Source organism: Nostoc sp. C057 (assembly GCF_013393925.1).
GTDB classification, from domain to species: Bacteria; Cyanobacteriota; Cyanobacteriia; order Cyanobacteriales; family Nostocaceae; genus Nostoc; species Nostoc muscorum_A.
Window position 1 is genome coordinate 1,342,090 of record NZ_CP040281.1, and the last position, 20,925, is coordinate 1,363,014.

At 41.7% G+C, this 20,925-nt stretch carries 16 protein-coding genes and 1 pseudogene; 10 read left to right on the forward strand and 7 right to left on the reverse strand.

Going from position 1 to position 20,925, the window contains the following annotated elements:
- Positions 1 to 93: 93 nt before the first annotated feature.
- From FD724_RS05775 to FD724_RS05795, 5 genes are all read right to left on the reverse strand, one after another.
- Positions 94 to 429: a XisI protein gene (locus tag FD724_RS05775; RefSeq protein ID WP_179071895.1), complete on the reverse strand. Its 336-nt coding sequence runs from the start codon at positions 427 to 429 to the stop codon at positions 94 to 96.
- A complete protein-coding gene (locus tag FD724_RS05780) occupies positions 417 to 833 on the reverse strand; it encodes a XisH family protein (RefSeq protein WP_179071896.1) in 417 nt (138 codons plus the stop codon). The genes FD724_RS05775 and FD724_RS05780 overlap by 13 nt, the downstream gene beginning before the upstream one ends.
- Before the next feature lie 46 nt (positions 834 to 879).
- Positions 880 to 1,485, reverse strand: coding sequence for a Uma2 family endonuclease (locus FD724_RS05785; protein ID WP_179071897.1), 606 nt, complete (start codon positions 1,483 to 1,485; stop codon positions 880 to 882).
- Between the two features lie 131 nt (positions 1,486 to 1,616).
- Complete coding sequence (locus tag FD724_RS05790) at positions 1,617 to 3,230, reverse strand: NAD(P)H-quinone oxidoreductase subunit 4 (protein WP_179071898.1); 1,614 nt, start codon at positions 3,228 to 3,230, stop codon at positions 1,617 to 1,619.
- 761 nt (positions 3,231 to 3,991) lie between these two features.
- Entirely contained in the window at positions 3,992 to 4,270 is a 279-nt protein-coding gene (locus FD724_RS05795) for a hypothetical protein (protein ID WP_179071899.1), read from the reverse strand.
- A 659-nt stretch (positions 4,271 to 4,929) separates the two neighbouring features.
- Between FD724_RS05795 and FD724_RS05800 the strand changes: the two genes are divergently transcribed.
- From FD724_RS05800 to FD724_RS05815, 4 genes are all read left to right on the forward strand, one after another.
- Positions 4,930 to 7,482, forward strand: coding sequence for a CHAT domain-containing protein (locus FD724_RS05800; protein WP_179071900.1), 2,553 nt, complete (start codon positions 4,930 to 4,932; stop codon positions 7,480 to 7,482).
- Between the two features lie 263 nt (positions 7,483 to 7,745).
- A complete protein-coding gene (locus tag FD724_RS05805) occupies positions 7,746 to 8,798 on the forward strand; it encodes a DUF928 domain-containing protein (RefSeq protein ID WP_179071901.1) in 1,053 nt (350 codons plus the stop codon).
- A gap of 75 nt (positions 8,799 to 8,873) precedes the next feature.
- Entirely contained in the window at positions 8,874 to 11,726 is a 2,853-nt protein-coding gene (locus tag FD724_RS05810; protein WP_179071902.1) for a CHASE2 domain-containing protein, read from the forward strand.
- Positions 11,723 to 13,066 carry a response regulator gene (locus tag FD724_RS05815; protein WP_179071903.1) on the forward strand — a complete coding sequence of 448 codons (1,344 nt, stop codon included), beginning with the start codon at positions 11,723 to 11,725 and terminating at the stop codon, positions 13,064 to 13,066. The genes FD724_RS05810 and FD724_RS05815 overlap by 4 nt, the downstream gene beginning before the upstream one ends.
- A gap of 159 nt (positions 13,067 to 13,225) precedes the next feature.
- Here FD724_RS05815 and FD724_RS05820 read toward each other — a convergent pair whose 3' ends face one another.
- Complete coding sequence (locus FD724_RS05820; protein ID WP_228038297.1) at positions 13,226 to 13,681, reverse strand: DUF1499 domain-containing protein; 456 nt, start codon at positions 13,679 to 13,681, stop codon at positions 13,226 to 13,228.
- Between the two features lie 515 nt (positions 13,682 to 14,196).
- On the opposite strand from FD724_RS05820, the pseudogene FD724_RS41685 reads away from it, so the two are divergent.
- The 3 genes and pseudogenes from FD724_RS41685 to FD724_RS05830 all read left to right on the forward strand — a co-directional run.
- Positions 14,197 to 14,279: pseudogene (locus tag FD724_RS41685) on the forward strand (bidirectional hydrogenase complex protein HoxU); the annotation flags it as partial.
- A gap of 124 nt (positions 14,280 to 14,403) precedes the next feature.
- Positions 14,404 to 14,856, forward strand: a complete 453-nt coding sequence (locus FD724_RS05825; protein WP_179075420.1) for a hypothetical protein — start codon at positions 14,404 to 14,406, stop codon at positions 14,854 to 14,856.
- 229 nt (positions 14,857 to 15,085) lie between these two features.
- The gene (locus tag FD724_RS05830) at positions 15,086 to 15,946 is read left to right on the forward strand and encodes a sulfurtransferase (protein ID WP_179071904.1); all 861 of its coding nucleotides are present in this window, start codon (positions 15,086 to 15,088) and stop codon (positions 15,944 to 15,946) included.
- A gap of 137 nt (positions 15,947 to 16,083) precedes the next feature.
- Here FD724_RS05830 and FD724_RS05835 read toward each other — a convergent pair whose 3' ends face one another.
- Complete coding sequence (locus FD724_RS05835; protein ID WP_179071905.1) at positions 16,084 to 16,257, reverse strand: hypothetical protein; 174 nt, start codon at positions 16,255 to 16,257, stop codon at positions 16,084 to 16,086.
- 40 nt (positions 16,258 to 16,297) lie between these two features.
- Between FD724_RS05835 and FD724_RS05840 the strand changes: the two genes are divergently transcribed.
- The 3 genes from FD724_RS05840 to FD724_RS05850 all read left to right on the forward strand — a co-directional run bounded on the left by FD724_RS05840 (position 16,298) and on the right by FD724_RS05850 (position 20,831).
- On the forward strand, positions 16,298 to 16,693 hold the full coding sequence (locus tag FD724_RS05840) for a hypothetical protein (RefSeq protein ID WP_179071906.1): 396 nt from the start codon (positions 16,298 to 16,300) through the stop codon (positions 16,691 to 16,693).
- A gap of 412 nt (positions 16,694 to 17,105) precedes the next feature.
- The gene (locus tag FD724_RS05845; protein WP_179071907.1) at positions 17,106 to 18,869 is read left to right on the forward strand and encodes a WD40 repeat domain-containing protein; all 1,764 of its coding nucleotides are present in this window, start codon (positions 17,106 to 17,108) and stop codon (positions 18,867 to 18,869) included.
- Between the two features lie 66 nt (positions 18,870 to 18,935).
- Positions 18,936 to 20,831 carry a response regulator gene (locus tag FD724_RS05850; protein ID WP_179071908.1) on the forward strand — a complete coding sequence of 632 codons (1,896 nt, stop codon included), beginning with the start codon at positions 18,936 to 18,938 and terminating at the stop codon, positions 20,829 to 20,831.
- Positions 20,832 to 20,925 lie beyond the last annotated feature (94 nt).

Here is a 20,925-nt window from a genome sequence, read left to right on the forward strand (position 1 = left end):
TTTTGGTCAAAATGAAGGCGATGTCTACGACGGGCTATGCCTACGCACCGCGATTTATCTGAGTGATTGGGTTCTTTTCAGCCTTTAGCCATCTTAACCAACAGCGAACTCGGTAAATTGTCGTTTAAAGGGGGAATGAAAAGCCAAAACGATGTCTTTTTTGGGTACACCTCGATTAATAAGTTCATTGGCGATACCTCCTTCTGTACCATCGTGTTGAATCCAAATTTTTTCGTTTTTAATATCTAAATGCAAAACACAGCCATATACACGGCGCTTATTTGACCAACCCGCATGAACAACTTGGTAGCGATCGCGTTCTCGATCAAAAATAACCTCTGCTTCGACTTCTTCGTTGCTGGCTTTGATTTCGCTGTAAGCTAGCAACAGTTCTTGAATAAGTTGACGATACTGTTCTACTTTTGCCATTTTACGATCGCCTCCTCTTCTGGATCGAAAACAATCAGCCGAACTTGGTAACGTTGGATTAATAAGCCTGGCAGTTCTAAGGTAAAAAAAGAACGATAGGTGTCTAAGGGAACTGCTAAATATAGAAGTCTCTCAGGTTGTTCTTCTTCAAGTGCTAATTTATATTTAAGATACTGTCCTAAAGCAGTACTAAATTCAGTTGTAGTAGATGGAGCAACAAAGCTTTTAACTTCAACCGCAATTTTTTCTTGATTTCGTTCAGCTCCTAAAACTTTCTCTGCACCGAGGTCGATGTACATATCCAAACCACCAAAACGCAGGAAAAGCGGGTCATTAGTGATGAGCCAGCCCTCTTTCTCCAAAGCGCGTTTTACTGCATCATGGAATATGTCTTTCGCCGCCATAGATTCCTAGAATTTTGATTTCGGTACTATAAAACTAGCTTACTCCCTACCAAACCTGACTTAAATCCAAAACAAACCCAGGTAGCAATGGTTCACCATCAAGGGTTTTAGGGTTATCTAATACCTCAACCGCAGTATTACGACGATAAATAAAAACTTGGCGTTGTTTTCTATCAATTAACCAACCAAGTTGTGTGCCATTATCAATATACTCTTGCATCTTATCTTGCAAAATTTGCAAGCGATCGCTCTCTGAACGCAACTCAATCACAAACTCAGGACAAATCGGTGCAAACTTTTTTCGCAGTTCTGGTGGTATGGCTTCCCAGCGATCGCGTTTTATCCAAGCTGCATCAGGTGATCGCACTGCACCATTAGGCAAAGTAAATCCACCACTAGAACCAAACCCTACACCTGTACCATCTTGCTTTACCCAAATACCCAACTGAACAATAACGTCAAAGTTGCGTTCATCAGTTTCGGAACCAGTAGGGGGCATAATCACTAATTCTCCAGCAGCATTGCGTTCGATGCGAAAGTTGTGGTTTAGCTGACAAAACTCATAAAACTGATCTTCGGTTAGTGCGATCGCAGGTTGCAATTGCAAGACCATTGGTATAATTTCTGTGGCTATAGGTAAGTTAATGGTCATAATTCATATTTTGGGGCTTCACCTATCTTTAAGATATATCTTGGCAAAATTTTAGGGGTGGTTATGTAACCACCCCTTTATTGCCCTAATAATTTAGAATTTACTTGCAGATCCCTTAATGGGAAGTTAATTTACTCAGAAATGTTAATCGAACTTTCAACTTGAGAATTAGCCAATGTTGGCGCAGAGAAAATCCGCGAGTACAGATTTGATGGTTGCTGATGAGCAACGACTGGTAGAACTTCACGAGCATGGGCGGCCAATTCTACTGCCTTCACATCATAAGTCTGCGTTGCCAATTTGGGATAAAACCCGATACCGATGATTGGCAGCAACAAACAAGCGGTAATAAATATTTCGCGGGGTTTGACATCAGATATTACAGCATCGAGGTGCAACTCTTCATTTTGCTCACCGTAGAACACTTGACGCAACATCGATAGTAAATAAATTGGTGTCAAAATCACGCCAACGGCTGACAGCAGCACGACTACAACTTTGAAGCTAGAACTGTAAACATCACTGGTGGCGATACCGAGAAATACCATCAACTCACCCACAAAACCACTCATTCCGGGTAAGGCGAGAGAAGCCATTGAACCAATGGTAAACAGAGCGAAGGTTTTGGGCATTACCTTGGCCATACCACCCATTTTATCCATCATCAAGGTGTGGGTGCGATCGTAAGTTACGCCAGACAGGAAGAACAAGCTAGCAGCAATCAAGCCGTGGGAAACCATCTGTAATACTGCACCACTGATACCCAGTTCTGTGTAGGAGGCAATCCCAATCAGCACAAATCCCATGTGGGCAATTGAAGAGTAAGCCAAGCGGCGTTTGAGATTGGTTTGAGCAAAAGCACAGCAAGCACCGTAGACAATGTTAACCACACCCAAAATTGCCAGCACTGGGGCAAAAGTCACATGGGCATTGGGCAACATTTCCACATTGAAGCGGATAAGGGCATAACCACCCATTTTTAACAACACACCAGCCAAAATCATCGAACCGGGTGCTGATGCTTCACCGTGGGCATCAGGTAGCCAAGTGTGTAAAGGGAAAATCGGTAATTTTACACCGAAGGCAATTAAGAAACCTGCATAAACCAACAATTCCAAGGTTTTGGGGTATTCTTTCATTCCCAGAGTCGCCATATCGAAGGTGACGGTATCTCCAGAGAATGCCATTGCAAAACCGGCAATCAAGATAAATATTGATGCGGCGGCGGTGTAAAGAATAAATTTGGTTGCGGCATAACGACGGTTTTGTCCTCCCCAAATGGAAATCAGCAGGTAAACCGGCACTAACTCGATTTCCCACATTAGGAAGAACAGCAACAAATCTTGGGCGACAAATACGCCAAGCTGGGCGCTGTACATCGCTAGCATCAAACCATAAAATAATCGCGGCTTGATGGTAACTTTCCAAGCCGCGAATATTGCGAGGGTATTTATTAAGCCTGTCAGAAGCAGTAAGGGCATCGATAAACCATCAACCCCCACAGCCCAATGCAAACCTAACTGTGGTATCCAAGGATAGTTTTCTACAAATTGGAGTCTTGAACTCTGAAAGTCGTACTTATACCAAAAGGCATAAATCATCAGTGCAAAGTCAGCGATCGCAACTCCCAAACCATACCACCGCACAGTTCTACCTTCTTTGTCTGGGATCAGGGGGATGGCTAAGGCAGCCACCAAGGGTAAGAGGATTATGGCTGTTAGCCAGGGAAATTCAATAGCATTCATCACTTCTGACAATCAATTTGGCTTCTTGCTTTTGATTTGATTATATTAAGGAATCTATACTTTTGTAAATATTCTTTAACTATAGAATATTAAATTTTTGGCATAGATAAGAATATATACTTATCGAATTTCAAATTATCAGGATAAATAAGAATAAATACTTATCTGATTTTGCCGATTCCATTCTAGATGTAAAGTATTGCAACGTCAACTAAAGCCGCCGTTACAATACGGTTACATTTTCTAGTTAAGTTTAATTGTCGATTGACATAAAATATCGACGCAGCTACAGTGCCAAGTTGCAAAACCTGGGATTATAGCTGCGTCAATATGTTGATAAGTAGAATTGTATAAACTATGTTACGTGGAAAAAGAGTAGCCCTAAGCAGTTGCAGATTGGTTTTCGAGGGGAAAATCTGGCTTTTAAATATAATTGCAACAATTTCGAGCAATTGTCATTCTAGATAAACCTTTAGAATGCGTTCACCATTTCGACAATTTTGTAAAGATACCCGATAGAGTTGATTTGTCCATGAGTTTTAGGGATTCCCAACTGGCTAGTTTTTTTATGGTTCTTCCAGCGTCGGCTTTATTGTATGTTTGGAAAAGTTACAGTTTAGCTGAGATAGCGTACTAAATAACCATAATTCTGCTTAATGATTAGGACTTACGCACACTCTACAAATTATTCTCTTCTCTGCGAGAAATTCAGCTTTTTGGCAATTTTTGCGTAAGTCCTAAATCTTAAATTGCTGAGTCCGTTATGAATACTGAATTTTTAATGCAATAATCCCAATTAATACAGCAAGACCTAACGCTCTACGGAAATAATTAACGCCTTGAAATAATTCTAGCCACGCCCAAGTAAATAAAGAGCCATTTGCTAGTACGTCTAAAACTGTATTGATTTTACCACTTGTAAAAATTAGAGCGAGTAAACTGGTTACTATCCAAACAATCAGTGGTAGGTTTGGCATCTGAACTAAAACAATTTTGCCATCGCTATCACGAAAGGTTTTATCAATTAATGTATTTTCCATTATTTAAAACTGCTACCTAGTTACAAATGATTAACTTACAGAAACTATTGGAAGGTCTATTGAGAATAGGATTACATTGAGTTGTAAATTCCTTAATGTTATTAAATCATGTGGGGAAATATTTTTCCAAGCATCTAACTGCTGAGATTCTGACTATGCTAATAGACATAATCACATAACAATATATCTGTCGTAAGAATGAATGCAATTTAGAGCAGTGAAGATTAGGGATGCTCACATCATGATTATTTGGAAGTAGGAGATGCCGCAGGCAAGGGTGACGATTAAACAGATTACTGAGTCGTTGAATTAGCGTGGTTACTAGCTCATTGCTAGCGATCGCAAAATAAGATTAGTCGAAGATTTCGATCTCAGATAAAAACACAGAAATTGCAAAGTAGGAGCAATGCATTAATCGCCCCTACTTGTCTAGTTAATTGACATGATCGCTGAATTTATGCTAGCTATTACAGCACGGCTTTTTTAGGGCTTAAGATCGCGGCAATTTCCGTCCAGAATAATACAGTACAGTATTTAAGTTTTATGCTATCGCTCAACAAATAACATTCCGTGAAAGCTAGAAGTGATAGATTGCACGATCAGTTGGGCAATATTTAAGTAAGTGGTGTGACTATCCTTTAAGGTATTAGTAATTATTTATGGCTTTCCCAATCAAAGAACGTCGTTGGCTATATATTGGTCTGAGTATTTTGAGCTTGTGTTTGGCAGTTACTATTACTCCTGTTAAAGCATCTGTGCAAGTATCAGCAAAATCTACTCTGAATACCCCAGCATCTACTAACCAGATAGAACAGGGACGAAACCTCTACCGTTCAGGACACTTTGCAGAAGCCGTAATGATTTGGCAAACGGCAGCACAAGGCTACCATACTCAAGGCGATCGCCTTAACGAAGCCCTAAGCTTAAGTTACCTTTCACTGGCACAACAAGAACTTAACCAATGGAAAGCAGCCGAAGAGTCTATTGAGCAAAGCTTAAAACTCTTACAAACCTCTATTCCCTCTGCTGATGCGATTCTCTGGGCACAGGCACTCAATACCAAAGCAAATTTGCAATTGCACAATGGCAAAGCCGAAACTGCTCTCGAAAGTTGGCAACAAGCTCAAAAATATTATGATCTAGCAGGCGATAAAATGGGCAGCTTGGGTAGTCAAATTAACCAGGCACAAGCTTTACAAAGTTTGGGATTTTATCGTCGTTCTAAACAGCAGTTGGAGGAGCTAAATCAAAAGCTAGGAGCAATGCCAGATTCGGAAATTAAAGTTAGTGGGCTAAGATCGCTTGGTTTAGCTCTGTTGATGATTGGCGACTCTGGCAAGAGCCAACAGGTGTTAGAGCAAAGTTTAGCGATCGCTCGTAAAATTGAAACTACACCTCAGTTGAGTTCCATCCTACTAAGCTTAGGAAAAACCGCCGCAGACTTAAAAGATCCAAAGGCGGCATTAGATTACTTTGAACAAGCAGAACAGGTAGCGACAAATCCAGGCGATCGCTTACAGGCACGTTTAGGGCATTTTAAACTTTTCCTCGACTATGACAAGCCTGAATTGGCTACCCCACTCGCGCCTCAATTACTAAAACAACTCACAGAGCTGCCCCCGAGTCATACCTCTCTCTACGCGGCTATTAATTTTGTTGCCTCACTGAATCGGCAGTCAAATTCTAGCCAAATCATACCGATGAAAGACCTGGCGCAACTCATGGCAGTCACAGTCAAGTCTGCACAGCAGATCCAGGATGCTCAAGCAGAAGCTTATGCACTGCATCAGTGGGGAAAACTTTATCGTCGTACACAGCAGTTATCACAAGCGCAGGAGTTAACTCAGAAATCCCTCAACATTGCACGTCAACTCCAAGCTGAGGATATCATTGCTCAATCTGCATGGCAGGTGGGACAGTTGTATAAAGAACAGGGCGATCGCCCCGAAGCAATTACTGCTTATACTGAAGCAGTCAAAGCTTTAAAGTCAATCAGGGGAGATTTAGTTTCAGTCAACCCCGATGTTCAGTTCTCCTTCCGTGAAAGTGTGGAGCCTGTTTACCGAGAACTTGTAGGTTTACTCCTAGATCAGCAACCCAGTCAAGCAGAACTAATGGAAGCTCGTGACTTGATTGAGGCACTGCAAGTTGCAGAACTCGATAACTTTTTCCGGGAAGCTTGCTTAGATATATCTCAGCAGATTGACCAAATTGACCCCAATGCAACCGTTGTTTATCCGATTATCTTGCCAGATCGCCTAGCGGTAATCCTTTCCAAAACCGGACAACCGTTGCGTTACTATGTCACACAAAAATCTCAAGCCGACATCGAACAAACTCTAGAAAAATTATTAGTTGCCCTAAATCCTGTCTCCAACTCCAAAGAGCGCGATCGCTTGTCCCAAGAAATTTATAGTTGGTTAATTCGTCCTGCCGAAATGGATCAAGCTTTTAAAGATACCCAAACACTAGTATTTGTTTTGGATGGTCGATTACGTAATATTCCCATATCAGCTTTGTATGACGGGAAGCAATATCTGATCGAAAAGTATGCTGTTGCCCTCTCACCGGGAATGCAATTGATGAGTGCGCGATCGCTCCAAGCAAATCACATTAATGCGATCGTCGGCGGTATCAGCCAATCTCGTAATGGCTTCAGTGCTTTGCCTGCTGTAGAATTGGAAGTTAAGCAAATCTCGAAGGCAGTCCGATCTTCGATGTTGCTCAACCAACAATTCACTAGTCAAGCTCTTGCCAGTCGCGTCAAATCTAGTAGTGCCGATATTGTCCATCTGGCAACCCACGGACAGTTTAGCTCCCGCCTTGAAGATACCTTCCTACTGACTTGGGATGGAGAAGTCAACGTTAAGGAATTGTCAGAACTTCTCAAAAATCGGGGTGGTGAATCATCAAAAGCAATTGAGTTGTTAGTCCTGAGTGCCTGCGATACAGCAGCAGGTGACGATCGCGCCGTTCTTGGACTAGCAGGCTTGGCTGTAAAATCTGGTGCCCGCTCAACCATTGCCACTCTCTGGCCCGTCAAAGATAAAGCAGCCGAGATGCTGATGACGCGCTTCTATGAGCAATTGCGACAGCCCAAAATTACCAAAGCCGAAGCACTGCGACAAGCCCAAATCAACTTAATCCGTCAAACTGATTTCCGCGATCCTTTCTTTTGGTCTGCCTTTGTTTTGGTTGGTAACTGGCTGTAAAGAAGGTAGCAGGAAAAAGATTTAGTGAGGGATTTAAACCGCAAGCTTCGCTCTACTTTCTGCATCTCTTTTTTACTAAGTAAAATTACTTAGTAAAATTTTAGTAATTTGTACAAACTTTTACGGTATAAAAGTCAGGTTTCGTTTATATTTTTAGTAGGTATTGAAGCCTTTGACTCTCAGCCAAAAAGATTTATCCAGCTTTTTCCCACAATCAGAATCAATGTATTTAGTATTAATTTTCTCAAATGAGGTGCTACATCATGAAACGTCGATATTTAGCTAGTACATTAAGCGTCATCGCTCTATTCACCAGTACTACATTGAATAGTGCCAATGCTGTTACATTTACCCCACCAATCAACAATGGCGCTCCCAACCAAGCAACCGGAGGAGCTTCCCGTGGTAATTTCTTTATCCCTGCTTCTAGCAAAAGCGCTCCCAGCCAAGCAACTGGAGGAGCTTCCCGTGGTAGTCTTTTTACACCCAGTGCCGGCAAAAGCGCTCCTAGACAAGCAACTGGAGGAGCTTCCCGTGGTAGTCTTTTTACACCCAGTGTCGGCAAAAGCGCTCCCAGACAAGCAACTGGAGGAGCTTCCAGAGGCGACCTCTTTACACCTAACGCTGGTAAAGGCGCTCCCAGGCAAGCAACCGGAGGAGCTTCTAGAGGCGAACTCTTTACACCTAGCGCAGAGAAAAACGCTCCTCAACAGGCAAGTGGAGGAGCTTCTCGGGTTGGTACTTACTACTTAAATCCTTCAACTGTAGGTGCAGCAGGCCCAGCGGCCCTAATTGCACTCCTACCCGAAAGCTTCTATGGCACAACAGTGTCTGAACGTCCCACAATTCTGGTATATCTTCCTGCTTCTAATGCAGAAGAAGCCGTGTTCAGCCTCAAGGATGAAGCTGGCAATACACAGTATCAAATGACCATTCCTGTTGCTCTCAAAGCTGGAGTAGTTGCTGTCAAATTACCAGCCGAAGCACCCGCTTTAGCAGTTGGAAAAAACTACCATTGGTTTCTAGCTGTCAAACTTGATGGACAGCTCGGCCCAAATACGCCTTATGTCGATGGTTGGATTCAACGCATCCAGCCGAATGCTGAACTGACAACAGCAATGGAGCAAAAAGATGCTCTGAAGCGAGCGGCGGCTTTTGGTAAACATGGCGTTTGGTATGACTGCGTAGAAACACTTGCAGCCCTACATAGCACTCAACCTAGCAATGTAACTCTTAACAAGCAATGGGAAGAACTACTCTCCTCAGTTAGCTTGAAGGAGATTGTCACAGCTCCGTTATTAGTATCTACGAAGTAATTTTAGGCATGGGGCATCGGTTATTTTCACCCTGCTCCTTGCTCCCTACTCACTACTCCCTAATCCCCAGTCCCCATGTGGCGTAGATTCCAAACCTTTATCCAACATACTCGTAGTGTTTTGATTATTACTCCCACTGTTGCCCTGACTGTCATTGTCGGGCAATCGTTGGGATTTTTCAATTTGCCTGAATGGAAAATTCGTGATGAATGGGTTCGTCAGCGATGCCAACGGCCGGCTACGCCAACGCAAGAGACGATAGCGGATGAGATTGTGGTTGTCACAATCGATGAACGCGATATTCAATCGGTGCGTAAATGGCCAATTCCAGATTGGGCATTAGCAAAATTACTAGAAAAAATTCGGGCGCAGCAACCCAGAGCCATCGGACTGGATCTCTATCGAGATTTACCAGAGGGAAGCGGACATGAAGAACTTGTAAAAATCTTTCGTAGCACTCCTAATTTAATCGGTGTTGAGAAAATCACCGGGGAGCGCGTCAATCCAGCACCAGAGTTGAAAAAACTTAATCAAGTAGGGTTAGCAGATTTAGTGTTGGATGGCGATCGCTTTGTCCGTCGCGCCCTCCTGACGGCAGTTGATGCCAAAGAGCAAAACACGCTTAAAGCTGGGCTAGCAACTCTTGTAGCCCTCAAGTACCTAGAAGCTGACAAAATTACCTTAGAAAGCATTGACCCCAAGCAGCAAAAGTTTCAGTTGGGTAAAGCAATTTACCTACCACTAGACAATCAAGAAGCAGGCTACTCCGATGCTGATTTAGGCGGCTATCAAATTCTGCTCAATTGGCATGGTTCAGAAGCGGCATTTCGGACAGTTGCCATGCGCGATGTCTTAGCAGGGAGAATTCCAGCCAACCTAATGCGCGATCGTATGGTGTTTATTGGATCAGCCGCCGCTAGTACCAATGACTTCTTCAACACACCCTTCAGTTCCTCCTGGGTCTCTGCCCAAAAAACGATGCCTGGGGTTGTTGTCCATGCCAATATTGCCCATCAACTGGTGCAAGGGGCAAAAACAGGGAAGACAAACCTGTACGGCTTTTCTGGCGGTGCTGTGTCGCTCTGGATTATTTTTTGGTCTGCGATCGGCTCTAGTGGTAGTTGGTTCTTATCCAGTCGCAGGATGCGGATTCCTGGTGGCAAAATTCTCTGGGCAACTATAGGCATCTGTGGACTGTTTGTGGGGGGTGGCTATGGGATGTTTTTACATGGCATTCTGATTCCAGTTACACCTGCTTTAGCCGCATTCATAAGCAGTGTAATTGCAACAACAAATGCCTATAAACAGAGGCGTTTAGAAGAAGCAAATCAGCAACTAGAAATTGCCAATGCTCAACTATTAGATTATTCCAAAACTCTGGAGTTCAAAGTTGAAGAGCGAACTCATGAACTGCTTGAGGCCAAGCAAGCTGCTGATGCTGCTAACGAAGCAAAGAGCGAGTTTTTGGCAAATATGAGCCACGAACTACGCACACCGCTTAATGGCATCCTTGGTTTTGCTCAGGTGCTAGAAGTATCGCCAAACATGACAGAGAAAAATCTGGAAGGTGTCAGCATTATCTATCAATGTGGGACACACCTACTGATGCTAATCAATGATATTCTCGACCTTTCAAAAATTGAAGCTCGTAAATTAGAATTGGTTACGACTAATGTACATCTGCACACTTTTTTACATGGTGTCACCGAGATTTGCAGTATCCGAGCAAAGCAGAAAGGGATTTCATTTAATATTTTAATCAGCGATCGCCTACCAGTTGCCATTGAAGTGGATGAAAAGCGACTAAGGCAAGTTTTGATCAACTTACTAGGTAATGCTATCAAATTCACAGACACCGGTAGCGTCACCTTCAAAGTAGATGTCATGAGTCATTCGTCATTGGTCATTGATCAAGAGTTGAAACCAATGAGAAATGACAATGGACAAATGACACATCAGAAGATTCGCTTCCAGATTGAAGATACAGGTATTGGGATGTCACCAGACCAATTAGAGAAAATCTTTTTGGCTTTTGAGCAAGTAGGTGAAGCAGGGCGGAAATCTGAAGGTACTGGCTTGGGATTAGCAATCAGTCAAAGAATTGCGGCATTGATGGGCAGCCAAATTCAAGTACAGAGTCATCTGGGTGAAGGTAGTCTCTTTTGGCTAGATTTAATCGTACCAGTACCAGTTTCCCATGACTGGCAAATAGAAGCGATATCTACGACGAGCGTAGCAGCAGCTCTAACCCATCAAAAAATCACTGGGATTAGGGGTACTGCACCTCAAATTCTCATTGTCGATGATGATACTAACCACTGTTCTATGTTGATCAGTTTGCTCCAAGAAATTGGCTGTCGAACCTTGGAAGCAAGTGATGGCAAATATGCACTACAGATGGTAACTGAACATCACCCAGATGTGATTCTCCTTGATTTAGCTATGCCTAACATGGATGGCTTTGAGCTAATGGTTCATTTACAAGAAAATCCACAAACTCGTTTTATTCCAATTATTGTCTCTAGTGCCAGTGTCTTCGAGGAAAATCGGCAACGAAGTTTTCAGGCAGGGGCCACAGCATTCTTGCCGAAACCTCTGCAAATTGATGAACTATTTAATGCACTGAAATCGCTGCTAAAAGTGGAGTGGATTTACGATCAATCCATACCTCAAAAGTCATTTTACCAGTCTGAGCAGAAAGCTGATGCTGAATTGGTTCTGCCATCACCAGATGTTTTGCAACAACTTTATCATCTGGCAATGATGGGAGATATTCCAGCAATTGAGGAAATCATAAAAGAGTTAACTAAGCAAGATAGTCAGCTAACTCCTTTCGTACATGAGTTGAGCAAATTTACTGCCAACTTCCAAACCGGAAAAATCCGTAAATTCCTTAAATCTTTTGTAACCACTGAGTCACGTCAATGATGATCGAATCTCTCTTAAAACCAATGCATATCCTTTTGGTAGATGACAATCCCAACAATCTTAAAGTGCTATCAGAAGCGATTCAGGGATGTGGTTGGAAAACACTCATGGCAACCGATGGAGAATCCGCCATCGAACAAACAGAATACTCTGCTCCCGATCTCATTCTCCTAGATGTCATGATGCCGGGTATTGATGGATTTGAAACTTGCCGCAGGTTGAAAGCCAATTCCATCACTCAGAATATTCCGATCATTTTTATGACTGCCTTGGCCGATGCCACAGACAAAGTGAAAGGACTAGAAATTGGTGCAGTTGATTATATTACCAAACCCTTCCAGCAAGAAGAAGTCATTGCTCGATTAAAATTACATTTGAAAATTTCCTATCTTACCCGTACCCTCGAACAAAGAGTGCAAGAACGCACCGCAGAATTAACCCAATCTCTCCAACAGTTACAAAACACCCAACTACAACTAATCCAGAGTGAGAAAATGTCCACCCTTGGACAACTTATTGCAGGGATAGGTCATGAGATTAATAATCCGATTGGTTTTATTAGTGGAAATTGCTCCCATATTGAGGAATATGTCAAGGATCTCCTGCGTTTGGTGAATCTCCAACAGCAAAAGCTACCACATCCAGACCCAGAAATTGAAGAACTTGTTGAAGAAATTGACTTAGAGTATCTAGTTGAAGATTTACCAAAAATTCTGGGATCAATGGATCAGGGAATTGGTCGTCTGAAGGATATCAGCCTTTCTCTAAGAACCTTTGCTCGATCTGATATCTCATCTATGGTGGAGTTTCAAATTCACGAAGGAATTGATAGTACCTTAATGCTATTAAAACATCGACTCAAAGACCAAGGAGAACGCTCTGTAATCGAGGTTGTTAAGCAATATGGTGAGTTACCTCCAATCACTTGCTATCCTGGACAACTGAATCAGGTATTTATGAATATTATCGCCAATGCCATTGATGCATTTGATGACCTCTATCAAAACCGCTCAGTTGAGGAGATAGCTGCTGCTAGCCCTCACACTATCACGATCGCTACATCAATCCAGCATGAGCAACAAACCGTGACAATTTGCATCGAAGATAACGCTCTTGGTATGCCTCCTGAAGTGCAAGCGAGAGTTTTTGAGCCATCTTTTACAACTAAGCCCGTGGGAAAAGGAACTGGGCTAGGATTAGCTATTAGCTACCAAATTATTATCGATAAACATAATGGACAAATCAACTGCTCGTCAACCTCTGGTCAGGGAACGAAGTTCATTATTACTCTAGCAACTTCAGTTGCCCGAAAGAAAATTTCTGCGATCGCTTTAGGCTAGTGTTCCAAGTACCATCTTGACTTTAATACTGAAGAACATTGGTAAAAAGGCAAAGACTAAAAATTTTTAATATGACACATGGGTAAATGCTTAATGGCTGATAATAAGAACTTTAGTTCTTGGCTTTCAAGTACTAAAGTCCTTAGTAGAAAACACAAATTAAATTTTTAAATCGCGTAGTGCTAGACGAATTTGCTCCAAGCGCCTACGGTTTACACCAAAATCTGAGTCTCCAAGACGTGATGCGGAACGCAGATGAATTACTGATTCATTAGCAGGGAAATAAAACTCGACATCATCCACAAATTGGAATATCCGACTCTTAGAAAGAGCATGGATGTAATTATCTGTCTGTTGGATAACCTCTGTACGTGGAACAACACTAAGAACTTTGAGTAAAGTTGCTCGTGCTGTCTGGAGGTCTACATGGTAGGCGATCGGGTCAATGCTATGTTTGGAATCAGCATCTTGACTGACAGCACAGTTCGGAGAAGGCGGACAGGGAGCAAGATGGATATTGTCAACTCCCAAGCCAGAAGTGGCAGCCCAAGTAGCAGCAGGAAGTATGAAGCTGCTAGTCAGGCTGAAGAATATTACAAAGATAATACTCCACATAAGTCGCTGCACGTACCTCATTTCCCCGTTCACGGAGCGTTCCGTAGGAAAGGGGTATGTTTTTAGCAGACGGAACATGATCTATTTACTCCTTGTTAAGAAACATAAATATACCTGAAACACTCACCAATGACAAACAATAAATGACCAATGGATCTTCACAAGTTCCTCAAACTCTTTATATGTAATTGAAAGCACAGCGCATTCCAGAAGCTAAAAACTAATTCTGATACCAATCCTGTATGAAGATGCGCTAAACCATATTTAAGTACAAGACAGAAGAAAGAGAAACGAACCGCATACTCCTACGAAGAAGCAAGCTACGCGCAGCGTCTCGTTAGAGAAGAACGCAAAGGACACAAAGAAAGAAAGAAGTTAAAAAGGTTTGGCGCAGCATCACAAAGAAATGGTATGAGGACTTACGCAAGTTTCATTTTTTCGCCAAAATCGTCCAAAGTCAAAAATCCGAAAAGCTTGACTTTTGACCCTTGACGCGAAGATATGTAGCATAGCGAAGCGATCGCCTGCAAAAATACCGCCGCACAATTATAGAAATGCTGTTTGCTCGGTCTGCGTCGCTAATGCTAACTGTGAATTGTAAGCCTTGAACCACAAGAAGGACGCGAATTTTTTAAGTTCGCTTAACTTCACAAGTTCCTCAAATTCTTTATATAAGTTGAAAGTGAGACAATTACACAATAATTTTAGAATCAATTATGGTTATGGCAATTAATTATCGGGAAAGAATCATTACTCTTTGGGCAGTATTTCTACTAGGAACCTTGTTTCATACACAACTGGGGTTAATGCCGCTTTTTCACGGTTTATCAGTTATTGAATCTCAAAAAGCTACAACTATCAACGATATTTCTGGAATTATGTGGTTGATGTTAGGCTTTTTTGTGCTACCAATGCTGGCAATTATTCTCACTATTTTTACCGATTCAAAGCGTTATCGAATCATTCATTTTGGCTTAACTGTCTTTTACAGCATCATGAACTTACTACACGTGATTTTAGATTTATTTGTCCAGCCAGTTCTCTGGTATCAGATAGCCTTGATGGTGTTGTTATTTTTTGTGGGTTTATTATTAAATATCACTGCTTTTAAATGGATGCAAATACATAACAGGTCTAATAAATCACAAATACAATTAGAAAGTTCACATTTGTAGATTTTATTAAACCCGTATTCTAAGCTTTATTATAAATTTGATTTTGAAGAATTTTTGAATGAATATTCAATATCCATATTTTTTAACTTGATTTAATCAGTTTTAAAACAACCAGCGACAAAAGTTATTTTGTAACATTCAACATTCATTCTTCTGTAATTTCCATTCCAAAATGCAAATCTACCGAGCGCGATAATGCTTAATGGTAGGATAACAGAAGCATGAAATTGTGAATACAAAAGCCCTCATTTCTCCTCAAGAACTCACGTCCATATTAGCAGAAAAGTCATCACAGGCTGTCATTATCGATACACGAACTCCCGAAGATTATGCTATTTCTCATATTCCTGAATCCATAAATATTAGAGATTTTTTCACCTATCTTTTAGAGAGTTCCTATCCAGCAGGATTAAAGGAATTACAAGAGTATTTTGCAGAAATTATGAGCAAGCTGGGAATATCGGGTGCGGAACGGTTAATTGTGTACGAAGATGCCTTAAATAAAGGTTATGGTCAATCTTGTCGAGCAGCTTTTTTACTGAAGTATTTGGGTTGCGCTGAGGTATCTATCTTACACGGAGGATATAGAGCATGGCTGACAGAGGGATTACCTACAACCGATGAAGTACCATTATGTGAAAGTAGCATATTTAGATTGCATCCCAACACTGACATGATGGTGACTACCGCCGAGATGTTGCAAGCAATTAATAATCCAGCAATTATTAAATTAGATGTGCGCGATCGCAACGAATGGCTTGGGCTGAGTTCTTCTCCCTATAATCCTGACTTTTGCCCTCGCAAAGGTCGAATCCCTAATGCTGTATGGTTAGAATGGCATCATCTGATGAATTCCGAATCGGAAATCCCCACATTCCGATCGCCAGATGAAATCCGAGAGATTTGTCAGTCAGTAGGTATTACTCCAGAGTCCATTGTGTATATTTACTGCTTTAAAGGTTCAAGGGCTGCTAATACATTAATAGCCCTTGAACAAGTAGGAATTTCTGCTAGAAATTATTTTGGCTCTTGGAATGAATGGTCTCGTGATTTTTCGCTACCCATTGATAGCAGAGTCATCAGCGTGTAGGCATCGCAGGCTCGGTTTCTTGCTGTTACATAATTGACGTTGGGTTTTCGAGACGCGATAAATCGCCGTCTCTACAAGTGTTTTGGTCTTATCTGAACTGTATTGCTTTATAACTCGGAATCTGTTTTGGGAAAAGGTTACTGGATTTGGGTTAAAGGTTTTTTCTTTACCATTACCCCCAGAGGACGACACCACCTTCCCCTTTTCCGCAAAATCCAAGAAGTATTGCCTGTTTGGAAAAAAGCATGAACTGCGATCGCTAGCAGAGCAATTATACTTAACCCAATTGTAGGAAGTATTTTGGTGGGCAATTGTGCCAATCTAGCAAATAACTTTTGTTTGGATAGACTTATGGCTAAAAAATCTCAACCAAATGTAGAACAATACCAAGATGTCAGATTATCTGCCACTACAAGAATTTGGGTAATTACAGTCGCCATTCTCGGAGTTTGCGTCCCACTCTCAGCCGTTACTAGAAGTGGCGCTATTCTTCCTTTAGTTGCTATTGGTGGTGCAGCAGTTGGTACAGTTGCTGTTTGGCGTTCTGATGAGCAAAAATCAAAAACTAACTATTTGCAACAGCAGCAAATAGAACTGTTAGAGCGGAGATTAGCGAATTTAGAAACAATTGTTAGCAGTGATGACTTGAACTTGCAAATGAAAATTAAACAGATTGAGGCAAGATATACTTTTGGTGACTCGTCTGATGTAAGTACTATACCCAGACAACCAAAACGCAAAGGTTAAAATTAGCTAATATTCACCATTTATGCCAATTTCAGATGATATACCCGAAAATCATCGTTACTAAGTCATTTTAGTGGGGATATTTGTTGACTTAACGTTGCCGCAACCTTTAAAATGCCTTTCACATTAAACTTTCCTTTGCATCTAGAAGTGTTTCCTTAGAAACAGTATCTTGTTGTCCATCTTCGTTAGAATTGACTGACATCATTTAATTCTATATACTTCAACTGCATCAGTTCATGAAATGTCTAAGTGCTATCCATCTCTATTTTTCCCGGAAACATCTGCCAATGGCTGTGTTTTATTAGACTGCTAACATTACTGAATTTTTAATTAACTAAGGTTATAAACTTGAGTAATTGCATTGGTATAGCTTACCGTAGGTATGCAATAGTTTGCCGCAGGAATGCAGATGGATTGGATTAGCTTACTTAAATTTCAACAAGCTGACTTCCTTCAACGTGTGAAGAAACCTAAAACTTATGACTTATCTTTATTGGAAAGTCAAGTCAAGGGTTGTCACACTGAAATGATGGCTTTTTGGGGCGAACCATTGGCTAGACTCCAAGAATTTTCTCGCCAACAAGCAGAAGTTCTTGCCAAAAATCCACCGCCTACGCCACCAGAATATCCTGAGCCTCCCGACTGGACGATACCTTTTCCCAAATACTTCCAGCGCCAAGCGGAAGATTATCTTTTGCGGGAAAAAATCGTTGACCTGGTGATAGCTGAACGTTTGGGGAAGTTGGTAAAAAAGGTATCACAAGATACTTTGCAAAATATGATTTTAGATGATGAGGGAAATTTGTGTGGCGAAAGCAAATTTTCTTATGTACTAAAAGATAATCCTCAGCTAAGTGTTCAAGTTTATGTTGCTGATGGAGAAAGTTTTAATGGTATTAAGAAAGACAAAATTAAATGGTCGGTTACTCAAGAAGATTTAAAAAATCACCAAGTATTAATTTTTCTCTGTTTGTTTTATCCATCAACAGGTCAGTTAGGATACGAAAGACAGAGTATAATTACAGGATTTTTACCTGCAAATCAAATTGAACTTACTGAACCAAAACTGTATATAAGTCCGAGTAACTTGTTGTATGCCGGTGGTCTGAGTTGGTATTTAGAATCACTTATTGGCAAAAAAGACACGTCGCCAGTAATTAATGAGAAAGCGATCGCAGATACAATACAGACTCTACCACCAGAGCATTGTCTTAAGGGTATAGTTGGTGACTGGGAATGCTGGCAAACTTTACAAGGGCACAATAGAGGTATTAATTGCCTAGCTTTCAGTTTTGCGTGCAAGAATGGTAAAGCCTTACCCATATTGGCAAGTGGTAGTCGTGGAGAAACGAAACTCTGGGATTTAAGCAAGGGTGAATTAATAGATACATTATCAGAATATCCTTGGGTGATACCTGGGCTAGTGGATGAAGTGAATTCCCTGGCTTTTAGTTCAGATGGACAGACTTTAGTGAGTTGCGGTGCTGATTCCACAATTAAACTTTGGCACGTAGGTGCTTTAGACTTGATAGATATTTTGCATAAACATAATGGGATAGTGCGGTGTGCTGCCTTTACTCCAGATGGCAGAATGTTAGCTACAGGCGGAGATGACAGAAAAATTTTGTTTTGGGATTTGATGCATCGTCAGGTTACGATCGCACTTTCTTTAGATGATACAGCTGCTCATTCTCTGGTTTTGAGCCGAGACGGGGAAACTATAGTTACAGGTAGCTACCGTAAAATCAAAGTCTGGCGAACTTCACCCCAGACCGGGATCAAAAGTTTAAAGGATGCACAACCTCTGCATACCCTTATGGGTCATTCTCACATCGTTCGTTCGTTAGCAATCAGTGCAGATGCTAAACTGCTCGTGAGTGGTAGCTGGGATCAAACAATAAAAATTTGGCAATTGGAAACTGGAGAATTACTTCATACACTTAAAGGACATAGAGATAGAGTATATGCGATCGCCTTAAGTCCTGATGGACAAATTATCGCCAGTGGTAGTGCTGATAAAACCATCAAATTATGGCATCTACAAACCGGAGAGTTACTGGGTACGTTTACAGGTCATGGAAATATAGTCACAGCATTAGCCTTCACAGCTTCTGGCGAGATGTTGGTTAGCGGAAGTTTAGATAAGACAATTAAAATTTGGCAACGGAGTTAAGAATTTAAAATTAGAGGCTGATTGCGATCACGAAGGTGTCATAAGCATCTTCTTTGGATGCAACTTATGAAAATTTTGTTGGTAGAGGATGATGTATTACTTAGTGCGGCATTGGCAGAGTTGTTAAGTGCAAATCGTTATACTATCGACGTAGCAAGCAATGGACAAACTGGGCTAGACCTAGCAATATCGGTTGAATATGACTTGATTTTGCTGGACTGGTTAATTCCTAAGCTGGATGGGATTAACTTGTGTCGGCAACTAAGAAGGCAAGGCTACCGTAAATCTATTCTGTTATTAACAGGCAAAAATTCTAATGCAGATATTGTAGCGGGTTTAGATGCGGGAGCAGATGATTACGTCATTAAGCCCTTTGACCAGGAAGCATTACTAGCAAGAATTCGGTCTTTGTTGCGGCGGAGTGGAGTGAGTGATTCATCTACGTTAACCTGGGGAAATATCTGTTTAGATTTAAGTGCCGGCAGAGTGACTTGTAATGAGCAAGAAATTTTGCTTACGGTAACAGAATACAAACTGCTGGAGTTATTTTTGCAAAACCCAGATCGCATCTTTAGTCGTGCAGTGATTCTAGATCGGCTTTGGGGATTTGATGATGCACCGACTGAAAATGCGGTTACGACTCATATTAAAGACTTACGAAAGAAACTGAAAACAGGAGGTCTAACAGAAGAATTTTTAGAAACAGTATATGGCATGGGCTATCGCATCAAGCCTGTACCTAATCCTTCTATCGCTGTTGGGGAAACAAATCAAGATGGGCAGAAGAAACCCGGCCCCAAAGATATAACTTCTGTGAATCGAGTGCTGGAAAGATTTCGTAATTCCTTTGGCGCACAGGTTGTAGTACTAGAGCAGGCAAAAATTGCACTCTTAGCAGGGAATCTAAATAAAGAGTTATATCAGCAAGCATTGCACGAAGCCCATAAGCTAGCAGGTTCGATGGGAACGTTCGGTTATGCAGAAGGTTCCCGGCTAGCACGGAAAATAGAGCATTTGCTGCTTGCAAATTTCCCCCTCTTAACAGATAAAATCTCTGATTTTTCGCAATTGCTAGCAACATTACAGCAAGAATTAACTAAGCCTGCTGTCACTTCCACCGCTCAAAGCGTCCCGATGAAGCAAACTTATCGGCTGTTAGTAATTGATGATGATGCGACGTTGACGGAGCAGTTGCAAGCAGAAGCCGACTCATGGGGGATCAGGATGAAGGTTGCACCCAACTTAGCAGAGGCCCGATCGCGTCTAGCTTTAAAAACTCCTGACGCAGTTTTACTCGATTTGAGTTTTCCGGGAACAGAGGAAGACGGATTAATATTATTGAGCGAGATTGCACAGCGATCGCCAAATATCCCAGTGATTGTCTTTACAGGACGAGATACCTTGGCAGATCGATTGGCAGTATCGCGTTTAAGAGCTAGACAATTTTTGCATAAGCCTGCGACAACCGAGGAGATTTTTCAGGCGATCGCTCGTGTCCTACCTCAACCGAAAATTTCTGAAGCTAAAGTCTTAATCGTAGATGATGACCCTGTAATCCTGGCTGGACTATCGGCGTTGCTAACCCCTTGGGGAGTGGAAGTAACAACCCTCTCCCAATCACAGCAATTTTGGAAGGTTTTGATGGCAACATCTCCAGATTTGGTAGTACTAGATTTAGAAATGCCAATAGTTAATGGATTAGAGTTGTGCCAAGTCGTGCGGCAGGATGCCCATTGGGGAGATTTACCTGTTTTGGTAGTAACAGCCCATACTGAAGCAGAATCCCTTCAGCAAGCCTTTGCTGCTGGAGCCGATGATTTTATTAGCAAGCCAGTGCTAGGGCCTGAACTTGTAACAAGGGTACTGAGCCGCATTCAAAGAACGCGCTGGCGCTCTCAGGTAGGGAGAATTAAGGAGGCAGGAGGGGGAAGGCAGGAGGCAGGAGGTAATCTCCATAAATAGATTTATAATAGACGCTGTATTTTTTGCGCTGCGCGTCTCAAAATACACTTTTTATCTTTATTCATAAATAAATTTAGGGGCTTTAAACCCCCGT

What these genes read in the sequence shown, in the direction of transcription:
- FD724_RS05775 (WP_179071895.1), bottom strand. Translation starts at nt 429, where the DNA reads ATGGCAAAAGTAGAACAGTATCGTCAACTTATTCAAGAACTGTTGCTA.
- FD724_RS05780 (WP_179071896.1), bottom strand. Translation starts at nt 833, where the DNA reads ATGGCGGCGAAAGACATATTCCATGATGCAGTAAAACGCGCTTTGGAG.
- FD724_RS05785 (WP_179071897.1), bottom strand. Translation starts at nt 1,485, where the DNA reads ATGACCATTAACTTACCTATAGCCACAGAAATTATACCAATGGTCTTG.
- FD724_RS05790 (WP_179071898.1), bottom strand. Translation starts at nt 3,230, where the DNA reads ATGAATGCTATTGAATTTCCCTGGCTAACAGCCATAATCCTCTTACCC.
- FD724_RS05795 (WP_179071899.1), bottom strand. Translation starts at nt 4,270, where the DNA reads ATGGAAAATACATTAATTGATAAAACCTTTCGTGATAGCGATGGCAAA.
- FD724_RS05800 (WP_179071900.1), top strand. Translation starts at nt 4,930, where the DNA reads ATGGCTTTCCCAATCAAAGAACGTCGTTGGCTATATATTGGTCTGAGT.
- FD724_RS05805 (WP_179071901.1), top strand. Translation starts at nt 7,746, where the DNA reads ATGAAACGTCGATATTTAGCTAGTACATTAAGCGTCATCGCTCTATTC.
- FD724_RS05810 (WP_179071902.1), top strand. Translation starts at nt 8,874, where the DNA reads ATGTGGCGTAGATTCCAAACCTTTATCCAACATACTCGTAGTGTTTTG.
- FD724_RS05815 (WP_179071903.1), top strand. Translation starts at nt 11,723, where the DNA reads ATGATGATCGAATCTCTCTTAAAACCAATGCATATCCTTTTGGTAGAT.
- FD724_RS05820 (WP_228038297.1), bottom strand. Translation starts at nt 13,681, where the DNA reads ATGTGGAGTATTATCTTTGTAATATTCTTCAGCCTGACTAGCAGCTTC.
- FD724_RS05825 (WP_179075420.1), top strand. Translation starts at nt 14,404, where the DNA reads ATGGCAATTAATTATCGGGAAAGAATCATTACTCTTTGGGCAGTATTT.
- FD724_RS05840 (WP_179071906.1), top strand. Translation starts at nt 16,298, where the DNA reads ATGGCTAAAAAATCTCAACCAAATGTAGAACAATACCAAGATGTCAGA.
- FD724_RS05845 (WP_179071907.1), top strand. Translation starts at nt 17,106, where the DNA reads ATGGATTGGATTAGCTTACTTAAATTTCAACAAGCTGACTTCCTTCAA.
- FD724_RS05850 (WP_179071908.1), top strand. Translation starts at nt 18,936, where the DNA reads ATGAAAATTTTGTTGGTAGAGGATGATGTATTACTTAGTGCGGCATTG.